This is a genomic window from Streptomyces phyllanthi (genome assembly GCF_009377205.1).
Classification (GTDB): Bacteria; Actinomycetota; Actinomycetes; order Streptomycetales; family Streptomycetaceae; genus Streptomyces; species Streptomyces phyllanthi.
This window is the reverse complement of record NZ_VJZE01000018.1, coordinates 20,668-46,303: the sequence shown is the minus strand read 5'-3', so window position 1 is coordinate 46,303 and position 25,636 is coordinate 20,668. Positions and strand designations below refer to the sequence as shown.

The window sequence follows — 25,636 nt, the reverse complement described above, 5'->3', positions numbered from 1 at the left end:
GGAATGGGTAGGGGCGGCGGGGGCGAAATACCGGTCGTATGGCGCACCATGGGCCTATGAGAGAGCTCGCCGGGCGTCTGACCGCACTGGACCCGGATGCCGGTGCCGCCGTGCGCGTCATCGCCTACTTCGATCGGCTGGCCGAGTCCCGGGTCGGCCTGGAGGCGCTGGTGCGGGGAGCCGCCGTGCTGGCGGGCTGCCCGGCCCGGCTCGTCGACGCCGAGCGGCGGGTGCATGTCCGCGTGGAGCCCGACGGCAGCCGGCGGGACGCGGACGCACCGCCGGATCCGGCGTGGCCGTCCGAGGCGCTGGCCCCGGGTGGCACGGCGGCCCTGTGGCTGGAGCGCGCCGAGGCCGGGCCGAGCGTGGTCGACGCGGTGATCCTGGAGCGGGCCGCGGGCGCGATCCGGCTGGTCCTGGACCGCACGCGTGGCCGGGCGCCCGCCGCCACGGCCGACGACCCGGCGCTCGTGGAGACGGTTCTCGACCCCACCGCCACCCAGCAGGCCCGGCTGCACGCGGCCCGGCACCTGGGCCTCGACACGGGCGACCCCGCCACGCGGGCGCGTGCCCTCGCGTCCCTCGACGGCCGGCCCCGGATCCTGCCCGTGCACAGGGAGGGACGGGCGGACGACACCGGCCTGCCCGGCGGCCGCCTCGGGGTCGGCCCCGCCGTCCCCGTGCTCGACCTGCCCCGCTCCTGGACCGCCGCCCGCACCGCCCTGCGGTTCACCGCCGAGGGCACCGCGCGGGACCCGGGCCAACGGGTCGTCCACGCCGACGACCTCGGCGGCCTCGCCCTCCTCGCCGAGCTCGTCGTTCCGGGCGCCGAGCCGCCACCCGACGTCCACGCCCTCGAGACCGCCGTGGCCGACGCCCCCTGGATGCTGGTCACCCTGCACGCCGTCGCCTCCACGGCGAGCCTGCGCGCGGCGGCCGCCGAGGTCAACGTCCACCACTCCACGCTTCAGGACCGGCTGGTCCACGCCGAGTCGGTTCTCGGCTGGCCGGTGCGCACCCCTCAGGGCCGCCTGCGACTCCAGCTGGCCCTGGCCATGCGGCAACTGGCACGCGGGTAACGAACCGTCGGTCGTGCCCACCGGGTTTCCCCGTCCCTTGCCTCCCTCACCTCTCTCACCTTCCTTGCCTTCCTTGCCTCCCTTACCGCGCCGCCCGCCGGGACGTTACCGTTCAGTAGACACAGGCATGGGCAACGTACTGAGCGTCCTTCCGGAGGTACCCGTATGGCTCCCGACCGTTCCGAGGGTCTGGCGGAGTGCGCTCGCGCGCTGGCCAACGGGGAGGTGACGTCACGGGCGCTGGTCGAGCGGGCACTGGCCAGGATCGAGGCGTCCCAGGCGACGGTCAACGCCTTCCGCCGGGTGCGCGGGGAGGCGGCGCTCGCGGAGGCCGACGCGGCGGACAAGGAGCTGGCCGCGGGGGTGCGGCGGCCGCTGCTCGGGGTGCCGGTGGCGGTGAAGGACGACATGGACGTCGCGGGCGAGCCCACCGCGTTCGGATGTCCCGGGGAGTTCCCGCCGCGCGCCGAGGACGGTGAGGCGGTACGGCGGCTGCGCGCGGCCGGGGCGATCGTCGTCGGCAAGACCAACACCTGTGAGCTCGGCCAGTGGCCGTTCACCGAGGGGCCCGCCTTCGGCTCCACCCGCAATCCCTGGCACCATGGCCACACCCCGGGCGGCTCGTCCGGCGGCTCGGCGGCCGCGGTCGCGGCGGGCCTGGTGCCGGCCGCGCTGGGCTCGGACGGCGCGGGCTCGGTCCGTATCCCCGCGTCCTGGACGCATCTCATCGGCATCAAGCCGCAGCGCGGGCGCATCTCGACCTGGCCACGCCCGGAGTCCTTCCAGGGCATCACGGTCAACGGCACGCTCGCCCGCACGGTCGCCGACGCGGCCCTGCTCCTGGACGCCGCGAGCGGCAACCACAAGGGGGATCTGCACCGGCCGCCCTCGGTGCGCGCCTCGGAGGCGGTGGGCCGCGAGCCCGGACGGCTCAGGATCGCGCTGTCCCTGAAGCCTCCGTTCACCGCGCTGCCCGCACGGCTGCGACCGGAGGTCCGCGCCCGGGTGGTCGAACTCGCCGAGACACTGAGCGCGTTGGGGCACACCGTGGAGGAGGCCGACCCGCCGTACGGCCAGATCGGGCTGACCTTCGTCCCGCGGGCCACGGCCGGGCTCGCGGAGTGGGTCAGCGAGGCACCCCACCCCACGCTCCTCGACCGGCGCACCCTGGGCTCCGCCCGCCTCGGGCGGCTGCTCGGCGGGCACCCGCTGCGGGCGGCCCGGCGTGCCGAGGCGGTCCTGCACCGGCGTATCGGCGCGTTCTTCGAGACGTACGACGTGATCCTCGCGCCGACCACGGCCGCTCCCCCGCCCCGTATCGGTTCCATGCTCTCCCTGGGCGGGCTCGCCACCGACCGGGCCATGATCGCGGCCTGCCCGTACGCCTGGCCGTGGAACGTCCTGGGCTGGCCCGGGGTGAACGTCCCGGCCGGTTTCGTCGGCGAAGGGCTGCCCGTCGGCGCCCAGTTGCTCGGCCCGGCCCACAGTGAACCTCTCCTCGTGTCGCTGGCCGCGCAGTTGGAGGCGGACCGGCGGTGGTACGAGGTGTGGCCGTCGCGGCGGGCCGCGGCGAACTCACCGGCGGCGTGACGCGCATTCGTACGACGGCGTTCCGCCCGTACGCTGTGACCATGGACGAAGCGTCGATGGTCGGGCTGATGGGACGGGTGACCGGTGCGGTCGGTCCCGGGCTCGTCGGCGAGGTGATCCTGCGTGTGCGCGGCGGCGCCGAGCACTTCCTGGCGTATCCCGCCTCCGCGAAGGACCGCATCGAGCCGGGCACGGTGGTGATGGTGATCGAATACCTCCCGCCGCGCACGGTGTACGTCTCGGCGGCGTATGACAGTTGACGGTCCGTCGGCGCAACGGCCGGCCTGTCCCGGCCTGACAGCGTCCATCCGCATCAAGACTGCAACAAGGGTCCGCCGATGTCTGTACCCCGGCCTCGAACAGGCGCACACTCCCGACGTTCGGTGCCGTAAGGGGCACCAGGCAAAAGGGGGATGTGCCGATGTTCGTCGGTGTCATTGCCGGGGCGGGCGTTGCCGCCGTGCTGGTTCTGATCGGACTGTTCAAACTGATGTGGCGCGTCGCTGAGCCCAACGAAGCGCTGATCATCTCCGGCTCCAAGCACAAGACGGAAGGCCTGCAGGAGGGCATGAACTTCCGTATCGTCACCGGGCGCGGCACGCTGGTGGCGCCCGGCATGCAGGCGGTGCGCAAGCTGTCGCTCGACCTCAACCAGACCGAGTTGTCCGTGGACTGCGTGACCCACCAGGGCATTCCGCTCAAGATCCGGGGCGTGGTCATCTTCAAGGTGGGCGACGACTTCGTGTCCATCGCCAACGCCGCCCGCCGGTTCCTCGACCAGCAGAAGCGGGTGTCGGAACGGGTGCACAACGTGTTCGCCGGTCATCTCCGGTCCATCGTGGGCGGGTTGACGGTCGAGGACATGATCCGCGACCGCGAGAAGCTGACCGGCCAGACCCGTATCGCGTGCGGTACGGAGATGGAGAAGCTGGGCCTGATCGTCGACTCGCTGCAGATCCACGAGATCGAGGACCCGACGGGCTACATCAAGAACCTGGCCATGCCGCACGCGGCGGCCGTCCAGCGGGACGCTCGCATCGCGCAGGCCGAGGCCAACCGGCTGGCCACCGAGGCCGAGCAGCAGGCCGCGGCGCGGATGGCGGAGGCCACCCGGGACAGCGAGATCCTCCAGGCCGGCTACCAGGCCGAGCGGGACAAGGCCTCCGCGGAGGCCAAGCAGGCCGGCCCGCTCGCCGAGGCCGCCGCCCGGCAGGAGGTCGTCGTCCAGGAGACCCGGGTCGCGGAGCTGGAGGCGAGCCGTCGCGAGCAGCAGCTCCAGGCGGACGTCCGCAAGCCGGCGGACGCGACGGCCTACGAGAAGCGCACCCTGGCCGAGGCCGACCGTGACGCGCGTATCTCCGCGGCGCAGGCCAAGGCCAAGGAGACCGAGCTGGCGGCGGCCGCGGAGGCGACCGCGACCCGGGCCACGGGTGAGGCGGAGGCCGCGGCGCGGCAGGCCAAGGGTCTGGCCGTCGCCGAGGCCACGCGCGCCAGGGGGCTCGCCGAGGCCGAGGGCATCAAGGCGCGGGCCGCCGCCCTGGCCGAGAACCAGGAAGCCGTGATCGCCCAGCAGCTGGCCGAGAAGTGGCCGGAGATCGTGCAGGCGGGCGCGGGCGCCTTCGGCAACGTCGACAACATGGTGCTGCTGAACGGCGCCGACGGTATGGCGGACATGTTCGCCAAGGCGCTCACCATGGGCGGTACGGGGCTGGGGCTGGCCCGGCAGCTGCTCGCCTCGATGAACCAGAACGGGGCGGCGGCGCCGGGCGGACCGGCGGCGGTCAACGGCCATGTGCCGCCGCGCGTGGAGAAGGTGGTGCTGGAGACGGACGAGGGGTGAGGTGACGGGGGCCTGGTGCCCGCGGGAGTCGGTCGGAGGTCTAACGTGGCCCGCGTGACTGCGTTCGCCGCTGAAGACGTCCCCGGCCGCCACGGCCCCTACGCCACCACCGAGGCCGACCCGCGCGAGGTGGGCCGGGTGCGGACCGAGTACTCGCCCGCGTACGACGGTGACCCCGACCCCGGGGAGATCGTGTGGACCTGGGTGCCGTTCGAGGAGAACGACGGGCGCGGCAAGGACCGGCCCGTGCTCGTGGTGGCCCGTGAGGCCGACGGGACGTTCCTCGCCGTGCAGCTGTCCAGCAAGCAGCACGACGGCGACCGCGAGTGGGTGCCGATCGGGAGCGGGCCCTGGGACCGGTCCGGGCGCGCCTCGTGGGTGGATGTGGACCGGGTGCTGCGGCTGCACGAGGCGGGGATGCGGCGGGAGGCGTGCGCGCTGGACCGGATGCGGTTCAACTCGGTGGTGCACCGGTTGCGGGAGCGCTACGGCTGGCGGTGACCGGCTAAGGCCGGCGCAGCCCCTCAGGGAACGCCCGTTCGAAGGCGCTCAGGACGACCGAACCGGCCGTCCGGTCGAGCACCCCGAACACCACGTGCGCGAAGTACCCCTCGAAACGACCCCCGACCAGCAGTTTCCGGAACGCGCCCGCCACCTGCTCCGGGTCGTTGCCGAACACCCCGCATCCCCACGCGCCCAGCACCAGCCGCCGGTACCCGCAGGCCGCGGCCGTCTCCAGCACCCGCTCGGCGCGCACGGCGATGGCCCGCGGCAGTTCACGGGCGCGCTCCGGTGCCGTACGCAGGACGACTGAGGCGTTCGGCGCGGCGGAGGTCAGGAATCCGGCGGTGTACGGCTCGTCGAGGAGCCGGCCGCGGTCGTCGCGGAAGACGGGTACGGCCGGTGCGTGGATGACGCGGTCCGTGTAGAGCGGGTCGCGGTGGGCCCGGTGGTGGTCGTAGAAGGCGCGGACCTCGCGGACGCACGCGTACAGCGCGGAGGCCCGGCAGAGGGCCTCCTCCTGGGCCTGCGCGCCGTTCAGGAAGCCGCCGCCCGGATTTCGCGCCGAGGCGAAGTTCAGGACGGCGACTTGGCTGTCGGCCCGGGGGTCACCCTCCCGCACCAGCCGTCGCGCGGCCTCCAGGCTGCTCTCCCCGGTCACCTCGAACACCGTGTCGACGGACACCGTGTCGACGGACACCGTGTCGACGGATCCGGTGTCGACAGGCCCGGTCGGCGCTGTCGCCACCGGATCCGGCCCGTACATCCGCGTCCCGGCCCGTGCCGCGGCGACCGCGCCGGCGATGGACACCTCGCGCCCGTCGGCCGCGCGGTAGGCGCCCCTGGCGACGATCTCCTCGGTCTCCCGCGCGATTTCGCGCAGGCGCGCGCTCATGGCGCCACCCCCGTGCACGCCATGAACGCGCCCCGGTTTGTCTCCCCCGTCGTGCTCATGCACGCATCGTGGGTGATGCTGGTCCTACGCCGCAATGGAATTTCCCGCTCCACAACGGCCTGCGAAGGCCCTGCTGACACAGGCCCCCGACCACGGAAACAGAGGTTTTCGACGCCGGACGACATCAAGTGCGCCCTTGTGCGAACCGGCGCGAGGGTTTTGGGTGGGACGAGCGTTGCCGGTCCGGCTCAAAACCGACGCCGGGCCGGCGGCATGGTGGAATCTCAGGAGGATCCCTACATGTCAGATTCGGTGAGTGACTGTACGGAGCAGGGCTCCGTAGTCACCGAGGCCGAGGTGGAGGCGCTGGTCCGCGGTATCTGTTTCAAGACCGGACCGCCCCGCACCCTCGGTGTCGAACTGGAATGGCTCGTCCACGACCTGCGCGACCCGCGACTCCCGGCATCACCCGAACATCTCGAAGCGGCCTACGCCGCACTGCGGACCCTGCCCCTCTCCTCGGCGCTCACCATCGAACCCGGCGGCCAGCTGGAGCTCAGCTCGGCTCCCGCCGCCTCGCTGATGGAAGTCATCGGGTCCGTCTCCGCCGATCTGGACGCCGTTCGCGCCGTACTGCGCGAGGCGGGTCTCGTCCTCAGCGGCTTCGGCCACGATCCCTGGCACCCTCCCCGCCGCTATCTCCATGAGCCCCGCTACGAAGCGATGGAGCGGTGTCTCGACCGCGCCGGGCCCGAGGGCCGGGCCATGATGTGCTCCTCCGCGTCCGTCCAGGTGTGTCTGGACGCCGGGTACGAGGAGCCGGGCCCGCTGGGGTTCGGGCGGCGCTGGTGGCTGGCGCACCAGCTGGGCGCGGTGCTGGTGGCCGCGTTCGCGCACTCGCCGGTCGTCCGTGGCCGCGCCACCGGCTGGCGCTCCACGCGGCAGTCCCTGTGGGCGGCGATGGACCCCGGGCGGACCAGCGCTCCCGTGATGGACGGCGACCCCCGGGCCGTCTGGGCGCGACACGTCCTGGACGCGCCGGTGATGTGCGTACGGGCCGACGAGGGCCCCTGGGGCGTTCCGGAGGGCATGAGCTTCCGGGCCTGGACCCGCTCGGCGGACCCGCCCACCAGCGCCGATCTCGGCTACCACCTGACCACCCTCTTCCCGCCCGTGCGGCCCCGCGGCCACCTCGAACTGCGCATGATCGACGCCCAGCCCGGCGAGGACGGATGGATCGTGCCGCTCGCCGTGACGGCGGCGCTGTTCGAGGACCCGGAAGCGGCGGAGGTCGCCTACCGGACCGTGAAGCCTCTGGTGGAGCGGGCCGGTTCGCTGCCCGCGCCGTGCAATCCGCTGTGGATCGCGGCCGCCCGGTCGGGGCTGGCCGACCCCGAACTGCGCGAGGCAGCGGCCGTCTGCTTCGAGGCGGCGGCCGAGGCGCTGCCCCGGCTCGGTGCAGGCACCGACGTGCTGAAGGCCGTCGCCGAGTTCACCGACCGCTATGTGGCCCGGGGCCGCTGTCCCGCCGACGATCTGCTCGACCTGCTCCACGGGAAGGACATCCGCACATGACCGGCCCCGAGACCACCGCCCCGACCGATCCGGAGATACTGCGCACGCGCGCGCTGGAGGCGCTGACCACGGCCCGCGCCCGCACCGCGCTGCTCACCTCCTGCGTCGAGGACCCGGAACTGACCGCCCAGCACTCGCCGCTCATGTCCCCGCTGGTGTGGGACCTCGCCCACATCGGCAACCAGGAGGAGCTGTGGCTGCTGCGGAACGTCGCCGGGCGTGAGCCGATGCGGCCCGAGATCGACGGCCTGTACGACGCGTTCGAGCATCCGCGTGCCGAGCGGCCCTCGCTGCCGCTGCTGCCGCCCGCGGAGGCCCGCCGGTACGCGGCCGAGGTGCGCGGGCGGGCGCTGGACGTGCTGGAGGGGACCGCGTTCCACGGCACCCGGCTCACCGAGGCGGGCTTCGCCTTCGGGATGATCGCCCAGCACGAACAGCAGCACGACGAGACGATGCTGATCACCCATCAGCTCCGCAGGGGCGCGGCCGCCCTGACGGCCCCCGACCCCGAGCCCATGCCGCTGTTCACGGGGCCCGCCGAAGTCCTCGTGCCCGGAGGCCCGTTCACCATGGGCACATCGGCCGAGCCGTGGTCGCTGGACAACGAGCGGCCCGCGCACCGGCGGTTCGTCCCGCCCTTCCACATCGACACCACACCGGTGACGAACGGCGCCTACCAGGCGTTCATCGAGGACGGCGGCTACGACGACGAGCGCTGGTGGGCCCCGGACGGCTGGGCGCACATCCGGCAGCACGGCATCTCGGCGCCCCTGTTCTGGCGGCGGGACGGCGGGCAGTGGCTGCGCCGCCGCTTCGGCGTCACCGAGGTCGTACCGCCGGACGAGCCCGTGTTGCACGTGAGCTGGTACGAGGCCGACGCGTACGCGCGCTGGGCGGGGCGCCGGCTGCCCACCGAGGCCGAGTGGGAGAAGGCGGCCCGCCACGACCCGGCCACCGACGGCTCGACGCGCTACCCGTGGGGCGACGCCGATCCCACGCCCGAGCACGCCAACCTCGGCCAGCGCCATCTGCGCCCGGCACCGGCGGGCAGCTACCCGGCCGGCGAGTCACCGCTCGGCGTACGGCAGTTGATCGGTGACGTGTGGGAGTGGACGGCGAGCGACTTCCTGCCGTATCCGGGGTTCACGGCGTTCCCGTACAAGGAGTACTCGGAGGTGTTCTTCGGCCCGGAGTACAAGGTGCTGCGTGGCGGTTCGTTCGCGGTGGACCCGGTGGCGTGCCGGGGAACGTTCCGCAACTGGGACTACCCGATCCGGCGGCAGATCTTCTCCGGGTTCCGCACGGCGCGGGACGCCTCCCCGGAGCTCGGCTGATGTGCCGCCATCTGGCGTTCCTGGGGCCCGAGGAGCGGCTCGGCACGCTCCTCACGGACCCGCCGCACAGCTTGTTCCGGCAGTCGTGGGCGCCGCGCCGGCAGCGGTACGGCACGGTCAACGCCGATGGTTTCGGGGTCGGCTGGTACGCCGAGGGCGACCCCGTGCCCGCGCGGTACCGCAGGGCGGGGCCGATCTGGGGCGACGGGTCCTTCGCGGACCTGGCCCGGGTCGTACGGACCACCGCGCTGCTCGCCGCGGTTCGGGACGCGACCGTGGCGGGGGCGGACGGCGAGGCCGCCGCGGCGCCGTTCGCCGCGGGGCGCTGGCTGTTCAGCCACAACGGGGCCGTCGCCGGCTGGCCGCATTCCCTGGCTCCCCTCGTACCGACCGTGCCGCCGGTGGACCTGCTGTCGATGGAGGCCCGCTCCGACTCCGCGTTCGTCTGGGCGCTTGTGCTGAACCGGCTGCGCGAGGGGGACGAGGAAGGCGAGGCCCTCGCCGGCGCGGTCCTGGAGGTCGCCCGGGCCGCGCCCGGCTCTCGGCTCAACCTGCTGCTCACCAACGGCGAGACGATCACGGCCACGGCCTGGGGCGACACCCTCTGGTACCTGGCCGAGCCCGGCCGGCGCACGGTCGTCGCGTCCGAGCCGTACGACGACGATCCGTACTGGCGGGAGGTGCCCGACCGGACGCTGCTCGCCGCCAGCCGCACGGACGTGCTGCTGACGCCGCTCAAGGACCTCGACGACCAGGTATCCGACACCTCGGCCCCCGACGACCAGGCATCCGCACCACCCAAGGAGCCCATCGCGTGAGCCCGTTCCAGCTGACCCGCACCCTGCCGGAGGACGCCACCGGCGCAGCCCTGCGCGCCGACGTCCTGCACGGCCTGACCCGCACGTCGAAAACACTCCCGCCGAAGTGGTTCTACGACGCCCATGGCAGCGACCTCTTCGAGAAGATCACCGAACTGCCCGAGTACTACCCGACGCGCGCCGAACGCGAGATCCTCCTCGACCGCGCCCCCGAGATCGCCGCCGCGACCGGCACCCGCACCCTGGTCGAGCTGGGCTCGGGCTCCTCCGACAAGACCCGGCACCTGCTCGACGCCATGCCCGGGCTGCACACCTACGTGCCGGTCGACGTCAGCGAGAGCGCGCTGCGGCAGGCGGGCGAGGCGCTGATCGCCGAGCGGCCGGGCCTCGACGTGCACGCCCTGATCGCCGACTTCACCGGCGGGCTCAGCCTGCCCCGGACGCCCGGACCACGGCTCGTGGCCTTCCTGGGCGGCACGATCGGCAATCTGCTGCCCGTCGAACGCGCGGGGTTCCTGGCCTCCGTACGGAGTCTGCTGTCGCCCGGCGACGCGCTGCTGCTGGGCACGGACCTGGTCAAGGACGAGTCGGTGCTCGTCGCCGCGTACGACGACGCGGCCGGGGTGACGGCCGAGTTCAACAAGAACGTGCTGACCGTCATGAACCGCGAGCTGGGCGCCGACTTCGACCCCGGCGCCTTCGACCACGTGGCGCTGTGGGACACGGAGCACGAGTGGATCGAGATGCGGCTGCGGGCGCGGACGGCGCAGACCGTGAAGATCCCGGCGCTCGACCTCGCCGTCGACTTCGCGGGCGGCGAGGAACTGCGCACCGAGGTCTCGGCGAAGTTCCGTGAGGACGGTGTGCGCGGCGAACTGGCCGCCGCCGGGCTGGGCCTGACGCATTGGTGGACCGACCGGGAGGGGAGGTTCGCGCTGTCGCTGAGCATGGCTCGGTGAGAGCGGGGATACGGCCCTCGTGCGGTCCGCCGGAAACCGTCCGGCGGACCGCCCGGGTCAGCCGCGGTCGTCCCGCAGTGCCTCCGTGATCAGGCGTGAGGCGCGTTCGGCCTCGGCCTCCGGGTCGGAGCCGGTGAGGACCCTGGTCATGTACTCCTTGATCGGGTTGTTCGCCTCGAGGGCCGCCCAGCGTGGGGAGGAGGGTGTCGCCCGGCCCTGTGCCGCGCCCGCCGCCATGGCCGCGACACCCTCCTCGTCCGCGACCACGTCCGCGAGGGTCGTCTTGTTGGGCACGTAGTCCATCGTCGTGGCCAGCCGGGTCTGCCACTTGGCGCCGGCGAGGGCGGAGATGACGGCGACGGCTCCCGCGCGGTTGTCGGTGTTCTCGGGCACGACGAGGTCGGAGCCGCCGGTGAAGACGGCGCCGGGCTCGGCGGCCGTCCTGCCGGGGACGGGGAAGTACCCGAGGTCGTCCTTCAGGTCGGGGTTCTCGCTCACGATGGCCTGGGCGAGCCCCGGCACGGCCACTATCTGCGCCACGTCCTCCTTGGCGAACACACCGGCCTGGGGCGGATGCTCCTCGTCGGCACCCACAGGTCCGTCACCGAGCGCCTGGAGGCGCCGGTAGAAGTCCATGCCGCGCCGCGCGGCGGCCGAGTCGAGCGCGCCCCGCCAGCGGCCGGATCCGGAGCCGGACTCCTCCGCGAGCTCGCCGCCCTCGTCCCAGACGAACCCGGCCAGCGTGTACCAGTCCTGTCCGGCCAGGTAGATGCCCTGCTGCTGTCCGGAGTCGAGCTGCTCGGTGATGGTGAGCCACTGCTCCCGTGTCTTCGGTGGCTTCCTGATGCCGGCCCGGGCGAACAGGTCCTTGCGGTAGATCACGACGCGGTTGGCCGCGTACCAGGGGATGCCGTACTGGTGGGCGAGGTACCGGCCGGGTTCGGCGAGGCCGGGGAGCCAGTCCTGCATCCCCCAGTCCCGCATCGACTCCAGGGTCAGGTCGACCAGTCCGCCTTCATCGACGTACTGGGCGACCTGGGTGTTGCCGACCTCGATGACGTCGGGCCCGTCCGTGCCGTCCTCGTCGAGCGCCTGCCGCACCTTGTCGCCGATCCCGGTCCACTCCTGGACACGGATGTCGAGGCGGAGGTCCTCGTGGGTCCGCTCGAACTCCTCGGTGAACCGTTTCAGGAACGCGTCGGAGGCGCTGTCCTTCATCAGCCACACGGTGACGGTCCGCCGCCCGCCCTCGGTGCCGGGAAGGAGCCCGCACGAGGTGAGCAGGGAGAGAGCCAGCAACACGACAGCGGAGCGACGTCTCACGGAGAGGATCCTGTTCTGCCGTTCCGGAGGGTCTCCGGACAGGGAGGGGCCCGACGTGGGGGACGAGCTCGGCGCTCGTACGGGTGTGCGGGGATTTTGGTATAGACCAATAGTCGCCGTCAAGAGCCCGCGGCCCGCACCCGGCTCCCCCGACACCTCGCGAACCGTCGCGCTCTGCGGCACCGTGGAGTGACGCGTGGCACACCGGCCACGGCGGAGAGGAGCACCTCCATGACCGACCACACCTACCGCGTCACCGAGATCGTCGGCAGCTCCCCGGAGGGCGTCGACCAGGCCATCCGCAACGGCCTCGCCCGTGCCTCACAGACCCTGCGTCAGCTGGACTGGTTCGAGGTCACACAGATCAGGGGGCACATGGAGAACGGCGAGATCGAGCACTTCCAGGTCGGCCTGAAGGTCGGCTTCCGACTGGAGGACGCGGGCTGACCGCCGCGGGCGCTCCGGGGTGACGGCACCCTCAGGTCCGTCCCTCCCGCTCCTGCGCCACCTCGAGCGCGGCGGACGCGGCCGCCCAGCGTGCCCGTACGACCGTGAAGCCCGCCCGTTCCGCGTCGTCGCAGACCAGCTCGTCGTCGTCCACGAGAACACGGATCTCGCGGGTGCGGGCGAGGCGGCGCAGGGTGTCGAGCTTGGTGCGGCGGGCGGGCCTGCGGTCGTCGTTGCGGCGCATGTGGACGCGCCCCTCGGGCAGCCCGTGCGCGGCCAGCCAGTCGAGCGTGTCGCGCCGACAGCGTTCGGGCCGCCCGGTCAGATACGTCACCTCGCACTCCTCGGCGCTCTCGCGCGCCAGCGCCACGCCCTCCTCCAGGGGCGGATCGTCCGGCGCGGCCGCGAAGAACGCGTCCCAGTCCCGCGGTTTGCGCTCCAGGAACCGCTGCCGGTGCGCGGTGTCGGCGAGGGTGTTGTCCAGGTCGAACACGGCGAGTGGCCTGCGGTCCCCGCGCGAGGCGGCCCGCGGTCTGCTGTTCTCCGTCACGGCGCCCACCCTAGGGCGCCCGCCCGGTGCCGCTCTCACTTGCCCCAGATCTCCCGGTACCCCTCCTGGTAGCCCTCCGGGTCCCAGGTGCTGTCCCCCTCGCTGTTGGCGGCCGTGCTGATGTGGACGGGGGCGACGTATCCGCTGGCGGGCCGTCCGGAGAAGGCACGGTTGAACTCGTCGATGATCTGCCAGCCCTGCAGGGACAGGGGTTCGGGGACGGTGGCGGCCTGGTACTGCCCGCTGTTGACGCGCTGGAAGGCGGAGGGGTCGCCGTCGCCCGCGCCGATGTTGAAGGGAGGACCCTCTCCCGGCCTGCCCGCGGCGCGGAGGGCGGGGGCGGCGTCCGCGAAGTACAGGTCGTTGATGGCGACGGAGTGGGTCCACCTGTCCCCGAAGCGCGAGAGCAGGGAGGAGACCTCCCGCGGCGTACGGCTGCTCGCGTCGGGGATCGGGATGTTCTGGGACGCCAGGAGGTCGACGCTCGAGCAGGTGGCGAGCTCCTTGGTGATCAGGTCGGACTTGTACTTGGCGAAGGGGATCGAGGCGTCGGTGAAGACGACGGCCCCGGCGTTGCCGTTGGAGGCCGCGATGATCCACTGCGCGCTGATCCTCGCCACGTCCTCGACCCTGGTGGTGACGTTGGTGAAGAGCCTGGGGCTGTCGCTGGGGCCGGGTGCGGGGACCGCGTGCCAGCCGATGAGCGGGATGCCCGCGGCGCCCGCCTGCTGGACCTGCCGTGATGTCGCGTTGGGGTCGAAGCCGCCGATGACGATCCCGGAGGGTCTGAGGGCCACGGCCTGGCTGAAGGCCGACTGGATGCCGGCGGGTGTGCCCCCGCCGTCGATCACCCGGACGTTCCAGCCGACGACCCTCGCGGCCTCCCGCACCCCGTTCGCGGCACCCGCGACTCCCGGGTTGGTCATCGTCTGCGCGACGTAGACGATGCTCCTGCCCGACACCGCGGCGGGGCCGCTGGTCGGGCCGTTCCAGGGGACGTCGGTCCGCTCGGCCTGTTCGACGGCGTCCTCGGCCCTGGAGTGGGCGGCGGGACAGCCGACCGGGCCGGTGGTGGAGTCCCCCGAACCGTTCGACGACCCGCGATCACAGCCGGCGAGGACGGCGGCCGCCACCAGCAGGGTCATGGCGGCGGTCCGAGACCGGAAACCTGTGCGGCCGGTGGCGCTGTTCATGGCTGGCTCCCGGGTGTGCCACCGTCCGGAGGGGTGGAGGACGGCGGGGTGGACGAGGACGGTGAGGAGGACGAGGACGGTGGGGAGGACGGCGGTGCGGACTCCGGCGCGGCAGGCCCGTCGTGAGCCGCGGTCGCGCCGGTGCGCAGCCGGCGGCGGGCGGCGTAGCCGGCCAGACCGACGGCGATCAGCAGGGTGGCGCCGTTGAACAGCGGGGTGACCCAGAAGTCCGCGCCCAGCTGGCCGATACCGGAGAGGCCGACCGCGAGGACGGCGACGGCGACGACGGTGCCCAGGGCGTTGGGGCGGCCGGGCCTGATCGCGGTGGAGCCGAGGAGGGCGCCGACGAAGGCGGGCAGCAGATAGTCGAGGCCGACACTCGGGTTGCCGATCTGCTGCTGGGCCGCGAGCAGCACCCCTGCGAAGCCGGTGATCAGCCCGGACGCGGCGAACGCGTAGACGGAGTACCTGCGGGTCGGGATGCCGACGAGGTCGGCGGCGCGGGGGTTGGAGCCGACGACGTACAGATACCGGCCGAGCGGCAGCCGCTCCAGCACCAGCCAGAGGGCGAGCGCGAGGGCGAGCACGTAGAACGCCGGGACCGGGAGGCCGAGGAAGGACGAGTCGTAGAGGTCGGTGAAGGCGGCCGGGAGGCCCTCGGGGCCGGGGACGATCCGTCCGCCTTCGGTGATCCAGCCGGTGACGGCGTACATCATGCTGCCGGTGCCGAGGGTGGCGATGAAGGAGTCGATCCGGCCGAACTCGACGACGAGTCCGTTGAGGACGCCGACGACCGCCCCGCCGACGATCACCACGAGGCACGCCGACGGCCAGGGCCACCCTTCGTTGACGATCAGGTGCAGCACCATGACGTGCGCCAGGCCAAGGGCGTAGCCGATGGAGAGGTCGAACTTGCCGGTCACGATGGGGACGGTGGCGCCGAGCGCGAGGATGGCCGGGATCGACTGGCTGGACAGGATCGAGTCGATGTTGTCCAGGGTGGGAAAGGTGCGCGGCAGGGCGAGGGAGAAGGCCAGGAAGAGCAGGGCCGTGAGGGCGAGCAGACCGTAGGTCCCGACGAAGTGCCCGACGGGACCGCCCAGCCCGCGCAGCCGCCCCGGCCCGCCCGGTCGATGTGGCCGGGCGGGCCGCGGGGAGGACGGGGTGGGCGAGGCGGTCATCGGCCCCCCGCGGTGACGGACGGGGGCAGGGCCGAGGCCGCCCGGGTGAGCCCCGCGACGGTGAGGGCCGTGCCGCTCAGCTCGGCCGTCACAGTCCCGCGGACGAAGACCAGGGCGCGCCCGCACACGCCCGCGACCTCCTCGAAGTCGGTGGAGAGGAGCAGGACGGCGAGGCCGGAGGAGAGCGCCTCGTCGAGCAGGCGGTGGATCGCGGCCTTGGCTCCGACGTCCACGCTCGCGGTCGGTTCCTCCAGGATCAGCAGGCGCGGCCCCGCCCGGAGCCACCGGCCGATCATGACCTTCTGCTGGTTGCCGCCGGAGAGGGTGGCGATGGGGGCCTCACTGTCACGGGGACGCACCGAGAACCGTTCGATCAGGGTGGTGGCCTGCGCGCGTTCTCGGCGCGGACTGATCCAGCGCAGCGCGGGCAGTCCTCCCGCGCGGGGATTGGCCAGGAGGTTCTCCCGCACGGTGAGCTCCAAGGCGCAGCCCTCCCGCTGTCTGTCACCGCTCACCAGGCCGACGCCGAGGCCGACGGCGTCGGCCACCAGACGAGGGCGGTACGGGCGGCCGCCGAGCAGCACCCGCCCCGCGAGGACGGGCCGTGAGCCCGCGAGGGCCCGGCCCAGGTCCATGTGCCCTGCGCCCGTGAGCCCCACCAGGCCGAGCACCTCCCCGGCCCTCAGCTCCAGGCTGACCGGTCCCGCCTCGGCGGTCCGTACGTCTTCGAGGGCCAGGAGGGCGGGGCCGCCCGCGGGGACGGCGGCCGGGTGGTGGACGGTCGGTGCCTCGCCGACGATGTCGTGCACCAGGCGGGCCGGGCTGTGGCCCGCCAGCGGACCGTGGCGGACGAGATGCCCGTCGCGCAGGACGGCGAAGGTGTCGGCGACCTCGTAGACCTCGTCGAGGCGGTGGCTGACGTAGAGGATGCCGTGCCCGTTGTCGCGGAGGGTGTGCAGGACGCGGAAGAGCCGGGCGCAGTCGGCGGCGGGAAGGCGGGCGGTCGGCTCGTCGAGGACGATGAGTCGTGCCCGGGCCGCCAGGGCCCTGGCGATGGCGACGAGCGAACGCTCCGCCGGGCCGAGATCGGCGATGCGCGCGTCGGGGTCGAGCTGTCCGGAGACGGTCCGCAGGACCTCGGCGCAGCGCTCCCGGGTCCGCCGCCACGAGATCAGTCCCGCCCGGCGCGGATACCCGGTGCCCAGGGCGATGTTCTCGGCCACCGTCATCCACTCCACCAGACCGAGGTCCTGGTGGATGAACGACATGCTCCCGGAGGCGGCGTGGGTGCCGAGCGGGTGCCCGGCCACCGTGATCTCTCCCGCGTCGGCGCGGTGGACCCCGGCGAGCACTTTGATGAGCGTGGACTTTCCGGCGCCGTTGGGGCCGAGGAGGGCGAGGACGCTGCCCGCGTGTACGTCGAGGTCGACGCGGTCCAGGGCGAGGGTCCCGCCGAACCGCTTGCTGAGGCCGCGAACGCGGACCAGCGGCTCCGCGCCATGGGGCGGAGGCGTCTTCACAGAGGTGTCGGGAGCGTCTTGCACGGACATCTCCGGGGGTCGGCCTGGCCTGTTCTTCCCGACGTGCACGAGGGGCACTGGCAGAACCGATCATCCCATATACGACATTTCATGGCCTGCTGTGCCTGCCGCCGATCGGCTCAGCCGGTCACGGGCCCACGAGTGCTCTCAATGCGCGTCGATGCAGCATTCGGCCCAGATGACCTTGCCGTCCGGGATGTAGCGCGTGCCCCAGGCCTGGGCGAGCTGCGCGACGAGGAACAGGCCGCGGCCGCCCTCGTCGGTGCTGGCCGCCCGGCGCATGTGCGGGGCGGTGTTGCTGGTGTCGGAGACCTCGCAGATCAGGTTGCGGTCATGGAGGAGCCGTACCCGGATGGGTCCGGCGCCGTGGCGGACGGCGTTGGTGACGAGCTCGCTGAGCAGCAGTTCCGCGGAGAACGCGACCTCGTCCAGCCCCCACTCGGCCAGCTGCCGGGTGGCGGCGGCGCGGACCTCGCTGACGCGGGCCGGGTCGGCGGGCAGCTCCCAGGTGGCGATGCGGCTGGGGTCCAGGGCGTGGGTACGCGCGACGAGCAGGGCGATGTCGTCGCCGGGGTGGGCGGGTGCCACGGTGTCGAGGACCACCTGGCAGGTGTCCTCGGGGGTGCGGTCCGAGTGGGCCAGCGTCTCGCGCAGCTGGTCGAGGGCCACGTCGATGTCCCGGTGCCGGTCCTCGATGAGTCCGTCGGTGTAGAGGACCAGCCGGCTGTGCTCGGGTATGTCGATCTCGGCGGTCTCGAAGGGCAGGCCGCCGAGGCCGAGCGGGGGCCCGGCGGGCAGGTCGAGGAGCGACACGGTGCCGTCGGGGCGTACCAGCGCGGGCGGTGGGTGGCCCGCGCGGGCCATGGTGCACCGCTTCGAGGTCGGGTCGTAGACGGCATACAGGCAGGTGGCGCCGATGATGCCGACGCTGTCGGCGGCGGGGTCGTCCTTGCCCTCCTCCCGGTCCAGGCGCACGACGAGGTTGTCGAGGTGGGTGAGGACCTCGTCCGGGGGGAAGTCGAGTTCGGCGAAGCTGCGTGCGGCGGTGCGCAGTCGGCCCATGGTGGCGGCGGAGTGCATGCCGTGGCCGACGACGTCGCCGACGAACAGGCCGATCCGGGTACCGGAGAGGGGGATGACGTCGTACCAGTCCCCGCCCACTCCGGACTCGGCGGGCAGATAGCGGTGGGCGACCTCGACGGCGTCCAGTTCGGGCAGGCCGCGCGGGAGCAGGCTGCGCTGCAGGGCCAGGACCATCGTGCGTTCGTGCGTGTAGCGCCGGGCGTTGTCGATGGAGAGGGCGGCGCGGGTGGCGAGTTCCAGGGCCAGTGCCCGGTCGTCGTCACCGAAGGGCGCCTGGTCCTGCGCGCGGTAGAAGCTGGCGACGCCCAGGACGACACCACGGGCGACCAGGGGGACGGCGATGAGGGAGTGGACGTGGGCGAGCAGCCGCTCGGTGTGCTCGGAGCGGGGGAGCCAGCCCGCCGCGGCCTTCAGGTCCGGTTCGAGGACCGCCTGTCCGCTGGACAGGCTGCACAGCTGGGGCGCGGTCGGGCCGAAGTCGATCCGTTTGCCGACGGGACTGAAGGGCAGGTCGTCTCGGATGCCGTGGACCACCGTGCGGAGCAGGTCGCTCCGGGGGTCGGCGGACTCCTCACCGCGCAGTACGGCCTCGGGCAGATCGATCGTCACGAAATCGGCCAGTCGCGGGACGGCCGTCTCGGCGAGTTCCTCGGCGGTGCGGCGCACGTCGAGGGTGGTGCCTATGCGGGTGCTGGCCTCGGAGAGGAGCTCCAGGCGACGGCGTGCGGCCAGGGCGATCTTGGCCACCTCCGGCTCGCCGACCAGGACCAGGCCTCTGGCGGGGGCATGGGAGTCGGCCTGGTCGTCCGTGGTGGCGTCGGGGCGGTCGGTTCCGTCGGGCATGGCCCCGTCAGCGCCTGCATTTTCCGTGGTTCGGGTGGCGCCGGCGGTGCCGGTGCGGTCTGTGGCGGCCGGGCCGGTCAGGATGTCGCCGAGAGGGCCGACCGGGAGGGGCACGGACGGGAACATGAGCGGCGGGGGCCCGTCAGGCATGGCGGGGGGAGTGTGCGCGGACGGCGACGCGACGGTGAGGGCCGCGGCCTCGACGGGGGAACCGAGAAGCCGGTCGACCGGATGCGGTACGGCGAGGGGTCGCAGCGGCGAGAGGTCGGTGTCGGCACCGGGAGCGAATCCGGGGAGTACGGCCTCGATGACCATGCCCTCCACTCCGGAGGAACTCGCCATGGGGCGGCTCACCAGGGTCACCCGCCGGCCGTCGGACAGCGCCACGCCCACGGCGGCGCGCTGCCCGGAGGAGATCAGCTCGGTGGCCTTCTCCTTGAGGATCGCCCGGTCGTCCTGGTGTAGTCCCTGGGACAGTTCGTCGACCCCGATCGTGCGACCGAGGCCGGCGTCGGCACCGGCGGTGGGGGTGGCGGAGGCTACGAGGGGGGACGCGGCGGAGGTGTCCAGGTACGCCTTCAGCAGGGAGCGCTCCCGCGCGGATCGCTGACCCAGTAGCCGCCGCTCGATGGCCTCGGCCGCCTTGCGTATCACCGTGGCCAGCGCCGGGTTCTCGGTACCGCGCGGATAGCCCAGGCACAGGACACCCTCGATGCGCCCGCTGAGCGGGTCGCGCACGGGAAGGGCACGGCAGGCGCTCGCCTGCGAACGCTCGGCGAAGTGCTCGGAACCGTAGACCTGGATGAGCCGCCGCTCCGCGAGGGCCAGTCCGATGCCGTTCGTACCGGCGACCTGCTCGGCGAACACGAATCCGGGGACGCTCTGGATCGCCGGGAGGCTCCGGGCCATGGATGCCTCTCCGAAACGGCGGAGCACGACCGTTCCCCTCGCGTCGGCGACGGAGATGTTCATGCTGCTGCCCGCGAACCTGGACTGCAGCCGGTCGACCACGGGGCCGGCCGCGCGGACGAGCGGGCCGTCCGGGTCGAAGTCCTCCGTGAAGGGCAGCTCCGTCTGGTCCGGCGACAGGCCCAGGGAGCGGCAGCGCTGCCAGGAGTTCAGGATGGAGGCCCGTACTCCCTTGTCGACCGGCTCGCCCTGCATGAACCGCTCACGGTTGTGCGCGGGCACGGTGCCGCCTGCCGCACGCCCTGTCTGTATCGGCTCCTCGCCGGAACGAACCACGCCTCTCCCCACTCACGCTCTCGATCGATCCACGTTTTCAGCCATTCAAGCTATTTCGGGATAATCCTGGCATTGACGAGGATACGGGCAATGGGGTCATGAGTCACTGCTCGTCAGTTTCGTCGCAGGTGGTGAGCGTGCGGATCCGCTCACGGGCGGCGATCGTGCGGGTCGGCCCGCGCTCCCGGTCCGCGCTCCCGGTCCGCGCGCCGGCCTGTGGGCAGGTCGTCACAGGACGCGACGGGAGTGACGAGCGAGCCTGTCCCGCGCGGAACGTTCAGCGGCGCCACGACGGGCGGGAACACGGCGCCCCTCCTCGGCGGTCTCGGCGGAGAGCGCCTCCGGGTCGAGGCTGTCCAGGAGCGGTACGCCCATCGCGGCCGTACGGCGTCCACGGGGAAGCCCGCACTCGCGGCGGCGGGCTCCCAGGGACCGGTCGGCGACGCTCGACTCCGCCTCGCCGACGAGACGGAGGCACAGACGGGGGGGTACGGCCGACGGCAGACGGCAGACGGCCGGTGCGTCATCCCCAAAAAAGGCGCCCCCCGCCGGCGCACCCCCGCACCCGCGGGGTCAGGCCGGGTTCGCCGACGCGGTCCTCTCCTGCTCCGTGAGGTCGTCGCCGTAGTTCAGGAAGTCGTCGACCATGCGGTGGAAGAGGGAGGCGAGTTCGCGGAGTTCCTCGGGTGACCAGTTGCCGAGGGCCAGTTGCATACCGCGGGCACCGGCGTCGCGGATGCGGTCGACGGCCTCCTGTCCGGCCGGAGTGAGCCTGATGCGCTGGGCGCGGCGGTCGTCGGGGTCGGGGATGCGGTCCACATGGCCGGACTTCTCCAACTGCTGCACCTGCCGGGTGACATGCGACGCCTCCACGCCCAGCCGGTTGGCCAGCTCCCCGGGGCGCAGCGGCTCGGCGTCGGCCATCTGCCGCAGCAGTGCCACGGCGGCGCGGTCCAGGGGGACTCCGGCCATGGCCATCAGGCGTTCGTGCTGTCGGGTGCGGGTGCTCAGATAGGTGATCCGGGTGAGCGCTCGCTCGATCTCGATCACTTCCTGTGAAGCGGGGACGTTGGCCGGCGATGGTGTGGACATACCCTCCACTTTACCTCTTGTTGCCTAACTCAAGTAACTACCCGCGCAGGCAGCCACCCGCTCCGCATCACACCGACGCGTCCACCCCGCCGATCGGCAGTCTGATCGTGAAGGTCGTCGCACCGGGCTCACCGGACAGGTCGATCGTGCCGCCGTGCGCCTCGACCAGGGAGCACGCGACCGCCAGACCGAGCCCGCTGCCTCCGCGGTCGCGGCTGCGGGCCTTGTCGACGCGGTAGAAGCGGTCGAACACCCGGTCCTGGTCGGCGGCCGGAATGCCCGGCCCCGCGTCCGTGACCCGCACCACCGCCGTACCCGTCGTACCGCGCGGACCGGACTCCGCGGCCCTCTTCGCGGACGCCGGTGCGGCCCCCTCCCCCAGCCTCTCCGCGGGAACCTCCGCGGAGACCTCCACGGTCACCTTCGTCCCCGCCGGAGTGTGCACCGCGGCGTTGGTGAGGAGGTTGTCCAGCACCTGCCGGATACGCAGCGGGTCGAGGCGGAGCCGTACGGGCTCGGGGCCGGTCGTCACGGTCAGCGGCCGGTCCGGATGGCCCGCGCGGAACGCGTCCGCGGCCTGCCGCACCAGCTCGGTCAGGTCGGCGTCCTCCGGCCGCAGCGGCGCCTCGACGTCGGCGGCGTCCAGCCGGGCGAGCAGCAGCAGGTCGTCCAGCAGGACGCCCATCCGGGCGGCCTCGGCGCGCAGCCGCGCCAGGTGCTTGTCCCGCTCCTCCGGGGCGTTGGCCGCCGCGTACTGGAAGAGGTCGGCGTAGCCGCGTACCGACATCAGGGGCGTGCGCAGTTCGTGCGAGGCGTCCGCGACGAACCGGCGCAGCCGCTGCTCGGCCTCGGTGCGGACGGCGAGCGCGTCGTCGATGTGCTCCAGCATCGTGTTGAACGCGGTGCGCAGCTCCTCGACCTCCGGGCCGCCCTTCCCGCCGTCCGCCCGCACGGGCAGCCTCGCCGAGTCCGCGGTCAGGTCGTGCGAGGTGATACCGCGGGCCGTGTGCGCCATGTCGCCGATCGGCTTCAGGCCGCGTCGCAGCAGCCCCCGCCCGAACACCACGAGTGCCAGCAGCGCCAGGACGAAGGTGACCACCTGGATCGCGACCAGCTGTCCCACCGTGTCCTCCAGGTCCTCCATGGGCGCGGCGCTGACCAGGACGACACCGGGTTTCACCTCGCAGGCGCGCAACCGGTACATGCCCGAGCCCTTGAGGTACTCGGTCCGGGTGATCTCCGCGCCGGCGGTGACCTGGTTCCGGGCGAGGGCGGTGAAGTCGTCGACATCCCTCGGCACGTCGCCAGGGTCTTCGGGCTCGCGGAGCATGGCCGTGCCGTCCGACACGTCGTACACGGCGTAGTACCAGCGGTAGTACTTCTTCCCCTGAAGCGTGCCGTGGTCCGCGATGCTCTTGGACTGGGCGACCTGGGCGAGCTTGAGCTGCTCGTTGAGCTGGGCCGACAGGTAGTCCCGCATGTACGTCGTGAGCGCCGTGCCCACCACGGCGAACACCACCAGCGACAGCGCGCCCAGGCCCAGCGCCAGCCGGGTCCCAAGGGGCATCCTGCGGTACGTCCGCCTCAGCCGGCCGATCACTCGGTGACCTGCCGCACCACGTACCCGACGCCCCGCACGGTGTGGATGAGCGGCGTCCCGCTCTCGTCGGCGCCGTCGAGCTTGCGGCGCAGCCGGCTGACGACCAGCTCGACCACGTTGGAGCGCCCCCCGAAGCCGTACTCCCAGACGTGGTCGAGGATCTGCGCCTTGGTGAGCACGGTCGGCGACTTGCGCATGAGGTAGCGGAGCACCTCGTACTCAGTGGGGGTGAGCGTGAGCAGCCGCTCGCCGCGCCGTACCTCGCGGGTGTCCTCGTCCATCGTCAGGTCCGCGACCTGGAGCACGGACCGCTGGAAGCCGGGGCCGGTGCTGCGCCGCAGCACGGTCCGCAGCCGCGCCATGAGCTCCTCCACCGCGAACGGCTTGACCAGGTAGTCGTCGCCGCCCCGGGTGAGGCCGGCGACCCGGTCGGCGACGCCGTCCCGCGCGGTGAGGAACACGACGGGCACCATGGTCCCGGACGCGCGCAGCCGGTCGAGCACGCCGAAGCCGTCCAGGTCGGGCAGCATCAGGTCGAGCACCACGATGTCGGGACGGAACTCGGCGGCGTGACGCAGCGCCTCCTCGCCGGAGTTCGCCGTCACCGCGTCCCAGCCCTCGTAACGGGCGACGGTCGCCACGAGATCGGCGATGGGCGGGTCGTCGTCCACAACGAGGAGTCGCACTCTTTCCACGTCCTCATACTGCTGCACGTCCTCCATGAGGCCACGACTGCCCCCCGGTTGGACCGGCCGGGACCACATCGGTAAGAAGTTGAAAGTTAAGCGACAGCGAAACGACAGCTCCCACCCGGCAGGCTCGAACCCCCGGCCCCCAGTGAGGAGTTCCCGTCCGTGACGACTGTCCAGAGCGTTCAGCCGCCCCCCACCACGGCGATACGTCCCAGAGTCGTGGCCCGCACAGGCCTGTACGCCGTGCTGGCCGCGAACGTGGCCGTGGTGGCCTTCTTCTTCGTCCAGGCCGGGTTCGCCTCGAACACCCTGATCGTGCTGGGTCGGCTGACCGGCCTGTACGGCGCGCTCCTGATGGCCTTCCAGCTGCTGCTGGTGGCCCGGCTGCCGTGGCTCGACCGCCGTATCGGGATGGACCGGCTGACCTCCTGGCACCGCTGGACCGGCTTCGGCATCCTGTGGACGCTGCTCGCGCACGCCGTCTTCATCACCTACGGCTACGCCGAGTCGTCCTCGCTGGACCCGGTGAACCAGCTGGTCGACCTCGCCGAGACCGTCGAGGGCGTACTGCGCGCGGTGGTCGCGCTGGCGATCATCATGGTGGTGGGCGCCGTCTCGGCCCGCTACGCCCGGCGCCGGCTGGCCTATGAGACCTGGCACTTCATCCACCTGTACACCTACGTCGCCGTGGTGCTGGCGTTCACCCACCAGGTCGCCGCCGGCACGACCTTCGCCACCTCGTCCGCGGCCACGGCGTACTGGTACGTCGTGTGGGGCGCCGCCCTCGCCTCGGTGTTCGCGGGCCGGCTGGTGCTCCCGCTGTGGCGCAACTGGCGCCACCAGCTGCGTGTCACGGCCGTCGTCCCCGAGTCCGACAACGTCGTCTCGGTCTACATGTCCGGCCGCGACCTCGACCGGCTGCCCGCGCGGGCCGGCCAGTTCTTCCTGTGGCGGTTCCTGACGCGTGACCGCTGGTGGCAGGCCAACCCGTTCTCCCTGTCGGCCGCTCCGGACGGCCGTACGCTGCGGCTGACCGCCAAGGCGGCCGGTGACGGCTCCGCGGCCCTGCGGCATGTGAAGGTCGGCACGCGGGTCTTCGCCGAGGGCCCCTACGGCGCCTTCACCGCGATGCACCGCACCCGCCCGGAGGCCCTGCTCATCGCCGGCGGTGTGGGGGTCACCCCCATCCGGGCGCTGCTGGAGGAGCTGGACGGCCATGCCGTGGTCCTCTACCGGGTTGCCGCGGACCGGGACGCCGTCCTCTACGGCGAGCTGCAGGAACTCGCCCATGCCAAGGGCGCCGAACTGCACCTGCTGACCGGGCCGGTCAGCCCCGACAAGCTGGCGCCCGGCGAGCTCGTGCGGCTCGTGCCGGACATCGCGGACCGGGACGTCTTCCTGTGCGGACCGCCTCCGATGATGAACGCGGTGCTGGGCAGCCTGCGCGAACTGAACGTGCCCAGGACGCAGATCCACTTCGAGCGCTTCAGCCTGGCGGGATGAGAGAGACACCATGAAGCGAGCACTCCCTGTCCTTGCCCTGACCGTCGCGGGCCTGATCCCCGTGTGGCGCTACGCGCCGTCGACCGGCACGACGAGCACCGAGGCCTCCTCCTCTTCTTCTTCGTCCTCGTCCTCTTCGTCGTCCTCCTCGTCCTCGTCGGGCGAGGTGGTCACCGGTTCGACGGTGGACACCGAGAAGGGCGCCGTCCAGGTCGAGGTGACCTTCGACGGCGAGAAGATCACCGCCGTACGGATGCTGAAGCAGCCGGACCACCCGCAGACCACGGCCGCGGTGCCGAAGCTGATCGAGTCGACGCTGGAGGCCCAGAGCGCAGACATCGACACCGTCTCCGGCGCCACCATCACCAGCGACGGCTACAAGGAGTCCCTCCAGGCCGCCATCGACGAGAACGCCGAGGCGGCTTCCTCCTCGGACTCGTCCTCTTCCTCGGACTCCGCGGACTCCTCCGACTCCGCGTCGGGCTCGTCGAGCGAGGTCGTCGCGGGGTCGACGGTGAACACCGAGAAGGGCGCCGTCCAGGTCGAGGTGACCTTCGAGGGCGACGGGATCGGTTCGGTGCGGATGCTCCAGCAGCCGAACCACCCGCAGACCACGGCCGCCGTACCGAAGCTCATCGCGGCGACGCTGAAGGCGCAGAGCGCAGACATCGACACCGTCTCCGGCGCCACCATCACCAGCGACGGCTACAAGGAGTCCCTCCAGGCCGCCATCGACGCGCGGACCGCCTGAC

General features: G+C 72.5%; 22 protein-coding genes. 12 read left to right on the top strand and 10 right to left on the bottom strand.

The features are described 5' to 3' along the window. The first annotated feature begins 56 nt into the window (after nt 1–56). From FNH04_RS05245 to FNH04_RS05225, 5 genes are all read left to right on the top strand, one after another. Nucleotides 57–1,079, top strand: coding sequence for a helix-turn-helix domain-containing protein (locus FNH04_RS05245; RefSeq protein WP_152780779.1), 1,023 nt, complete (start codon nt 57–59; stop codon nt 1,077–1,079). 165 nt (nt 1,080–1,244) lie between these two features. After that, on the top strand, nt 1,245–2,669 hold the full coding sequence (locus tag FNH04_RS05240) for an amidase (protein ID WP_152780777.1): 1,425 nt from the start codon (nt 1,245–1,247) through the stop codon (nt 2,667–2,669). Between the two features lie 35 nt (nt 2,670–2,704). Further along, nucleotides 2,705–2,929, top strand: a complete 225-nt coding sequence (locus FNH04_RS05235) for a hypothetical protein (protein ID WP_322722608.1) — start codon at nt 2,705–2,707, stop codon at nt 2,927–2,929. A 161-nt stretch (nt 2,930–3,090) separates the two neighbouring features. Continuing rightward, entirely contained in the window at nt 3,091–4,509 is a 1,419-nt protein-coding gene (locus FNH04_RS05230) for a flotillin family protein (protein ID WP_152780775.1), read from the top strand. A 54-nt stretch (nt 4,510–4,563) separates the two neighbouring features. After that, nucleotides 4,564–5,010, top strand: a complete 447-nt coding sequence (locus FNH04_RS05225; RefSeq protein WP_322722607.1) for a type II toxin-antitoxin system PemK/MazF family toxin — start codon at nt 4,564–4,566, stop codon at nt 5,008–5,010. A 4-nt stretch (nt 5,011–5,014) separates the two neighbouring features. Here the strand turns inward: FNH04_RS05225 and FNH04_RS05220 are convergent, their stop codons facing one another. Continuing rightward, on the bottom strand, nt 5,015–5,905 hold the full coding sequence (locus FNH04_RS05220; RefSeq protein WP_152780771.1) for a TIGR02452 family protein: 891 nt from the start codon (nt 5,903–5,905) through the stop codon (nt 5,015–5,017). A 300-nt stretch (nt 5,906–6,205) separates the two neighbouring features. Here FNH04_RS05220 and egtA point away from each other — a divergent pair, with 300 nt between their 5' ends. From egtA to egtD, 4 genes are read left to right on the top strand one after another with little or no spacing between them, the layout of a single operon-like run. Beyond that, nucleotides 6,206–7,480 (top strand): ergothioneine biosynthesis glutamate--cysteine ligase EgtA, encoded by a 1,275-nt coding sequence (gene egtA, locus FNH04_RS05215; RefSeq protein WP_152780769.1) that lies wholly within the window; start codon nt 6,206–6,208, stop codon nt 7,478–7,480. Further along, nucleotides 7,477–8,814, top strand: a complete 1,338-nt coding sequence (egtB, locus tag FNH04_RS05210) for an ergothioneine biosynthesis protein EgtB (RefSeq protein ID WP_152780767.1) — start codon at nt 7,477–7,479, stop codon at nt 8,812–8,814. Before egtA ends, egtB begins: the two co-directional genes overlap by 4 nt. After that, nucleotides 8,814–9,632, top strand: coding sequence for an ergothioneine biosynthesis protein EgtC (gene egtC, locus FNH04_RS05205; RefSeq protein ID WP_152780765.1), 819 nt, complete (start codon nt 8,814–8,816; stop codon nt 9,630–9,632). The genes egtB and egtC overlap by 1 nt, the downstream gene beginning before the upstream one ends. After that, entirely contained in the window at nt 9,629–10,591 is a 963-nt protein-coding gene (gene egtD / locus FNH04_RS05200) for an L-histidine N(alpha)-methyltransferase (RefSeq protein ID WP_322722606.1), read from the top strand. Before egtC ends, egtD begins: the two co-directional genes overlap by 4 nt. Before the next feature lie 57 nt (nt 10,592–10,648). Here the strand turns inward: egtD and FNH04_RS05195 are convergent, their stop codons facing one another. Beyond that, nucleotides 10,649–11,914 carry an extracellular solute-binding protein gene (locus FNH04_RS05195; RefSeq protein WP_322722605.1) on the bottom strand — a complete coding sequence of 422 codons (1,266 nt, stop codon included), beginning with the start codon at nt 11,912–11,914 and terminating at the stop codon, nt 10,649–10,651. Nucleotides 11,915–12,145: 231 nt separating this feature from the next. Between FNH04_RS05195 and FNH04_RS05190 the strand changes: the two genes are divergently transcribed. Further along, a complete protein-coding gene (locus FNH04_RS05190) occupies nt 12,146–12,361 on the top strand; it encodes a dodecin (RefSeq protein ID WP_152780763.1) in 216 nt (71 codons plus the stop codon). A 31-nt stretch (nt 12,362–12,392) separates the two neighbouring features. Here FNH04_RS05190 and FNH04_RS05185 read toward each other — a convergent pair whose 3' ends face one another. The 8 genes from FNH04_RS05185 to FNH04_RS05145 form a co-directional block, all read right to left on the bottom strand. After that, on the bottom strand, nt 12,393–12,911 hold the full coding sequence (locus FNH04_RS05185; protein WP_322722604.1) for a phosphatase domain-containing protein: 519 nt from the start codon (nt 12,909–12,911) through the stop codon (nt 12,393–12,395). Between the two features lie 35 nt (nt 12,912–12,946). After that, the gene (locus tag FNH04_RS05180; RefSeq protein WP_152780761.1) at nt 12,947–14,104 is read right to left on the bottom strand and encodes a substrate-binding domain-containing protein; all 1,158 of its coding nucleotides are present in this window, start codon (nt 14,102–14,104) and stop codon (nt 12,947–12,949) included. Next, nucleotides 14,101–15,285, bottom strand: a complete 1,185-nt coding sequence (locus tag FNH04_RS05175; RefSeq protein WP_152780759.1) for an ABC transporter permease — start codon at nt 15,283–15,285, stop codon at nt 14,101–14,103. Before FNH04_RS05175 ends, FNH04_RS05180 begins: the two co-directional genes overlap by 4 nt. Next, a complete protein-coding gene (locus FNH04_RS05170) occupies nt 15,282–16,835 on the bottom strand; it encodes a sugar ABC transporter ATP-binding protein (RefSeq protein ID WP_152780757.1) in 1,554 nt (517 codons plus the stop codon). The genes FNH04_RS05175 and FNH04_RS05170 overlap by 4 nt, the downstream gene beginning before the upstream one ends. Nucleotides 16,836–16,973: 138 nt before the next feature. Continuing rightward, a complete protein-coding gene (locus FNH04_RS05165; protein WP_322722603.1) occupies nt 16,974–19,997 on the bottom strand; it encodes a SpoIIE family protein phosphatase in 3,024 nt (1,007 codons plus the stop codon). 573 nt (nt 19,998–20,570) lie between these two features. Beyond that, on the bottom strand, nt 20,571–21,089 hold the full coding sequence (locus FNH04_RS05155) for a MarR family winged helix-turn-helix transcriptional regulator (protein WP_152780754.1): 519 nt from the start codon (nt 21,087–21,089) through the stop codon (nt 20,571–20,573). A 67-nt stretch (nt 21,090–21,156) separates the two neighbouring features. Next, nucleotides 21,157–22,689 carry a sensor histidine kinase gene (locus FNH04_RS05150; protein ID WP_322722602.1) on the bottom strand — a complete coding sequence of 511 codons (1,533 nt, stop codon included), beginning with the start codon at nt 22,687–22,689 and terminating at the stop codon, nt 21,157–21,159. After that, entirely contained in the window at nt 22,686–23,411 is a 726-nt protein-coding gene (locus FNH04_RS05145; protein WP_152780750.1) for a response regulator transcription factor, read from the bottom strand. The genes FNH04_RS05150 and FNH04_RS05145 overlap by 4 nt, the downstream gene beginning before the upstream one ends. A gap of 132 nt (nt 23,412–23,543) precedes the next feature. Here FNH04_RS05145 and FNH04_RS05140 point away from each other — a divergent pair, with 132 nt between their 5' ends. Together FNH04_RS05140 and FNH04_RS05135 are read left to right on the top strand one after the other, a co-directional pair. Further along, a complete protein-coding gene (locus FNH04_RS05140) occupies nt 23,544–24,884 on the top strand; it encodes a ferredoxin reductase family protein (protein WP_322722601.1) in 1,341 nt (446 codons plus the stop codon). Nucleotides 24,885–24,894: 10 nt separating this feature from the next. Beyond that, nucleotides 24,895–25,635 (top strand): FMN-binding protein, encoded by a 741-nt coding sequence (locus tag FNH04_RS05135; RefSeq protein ID WP_152780748.1) that lies wholly within the window; start codon nt 24,895–24,897, stop codon nt 25,633–25,635. The last annotated feature ends 1 nt before the right edge of the window (nt 25,636 follow it).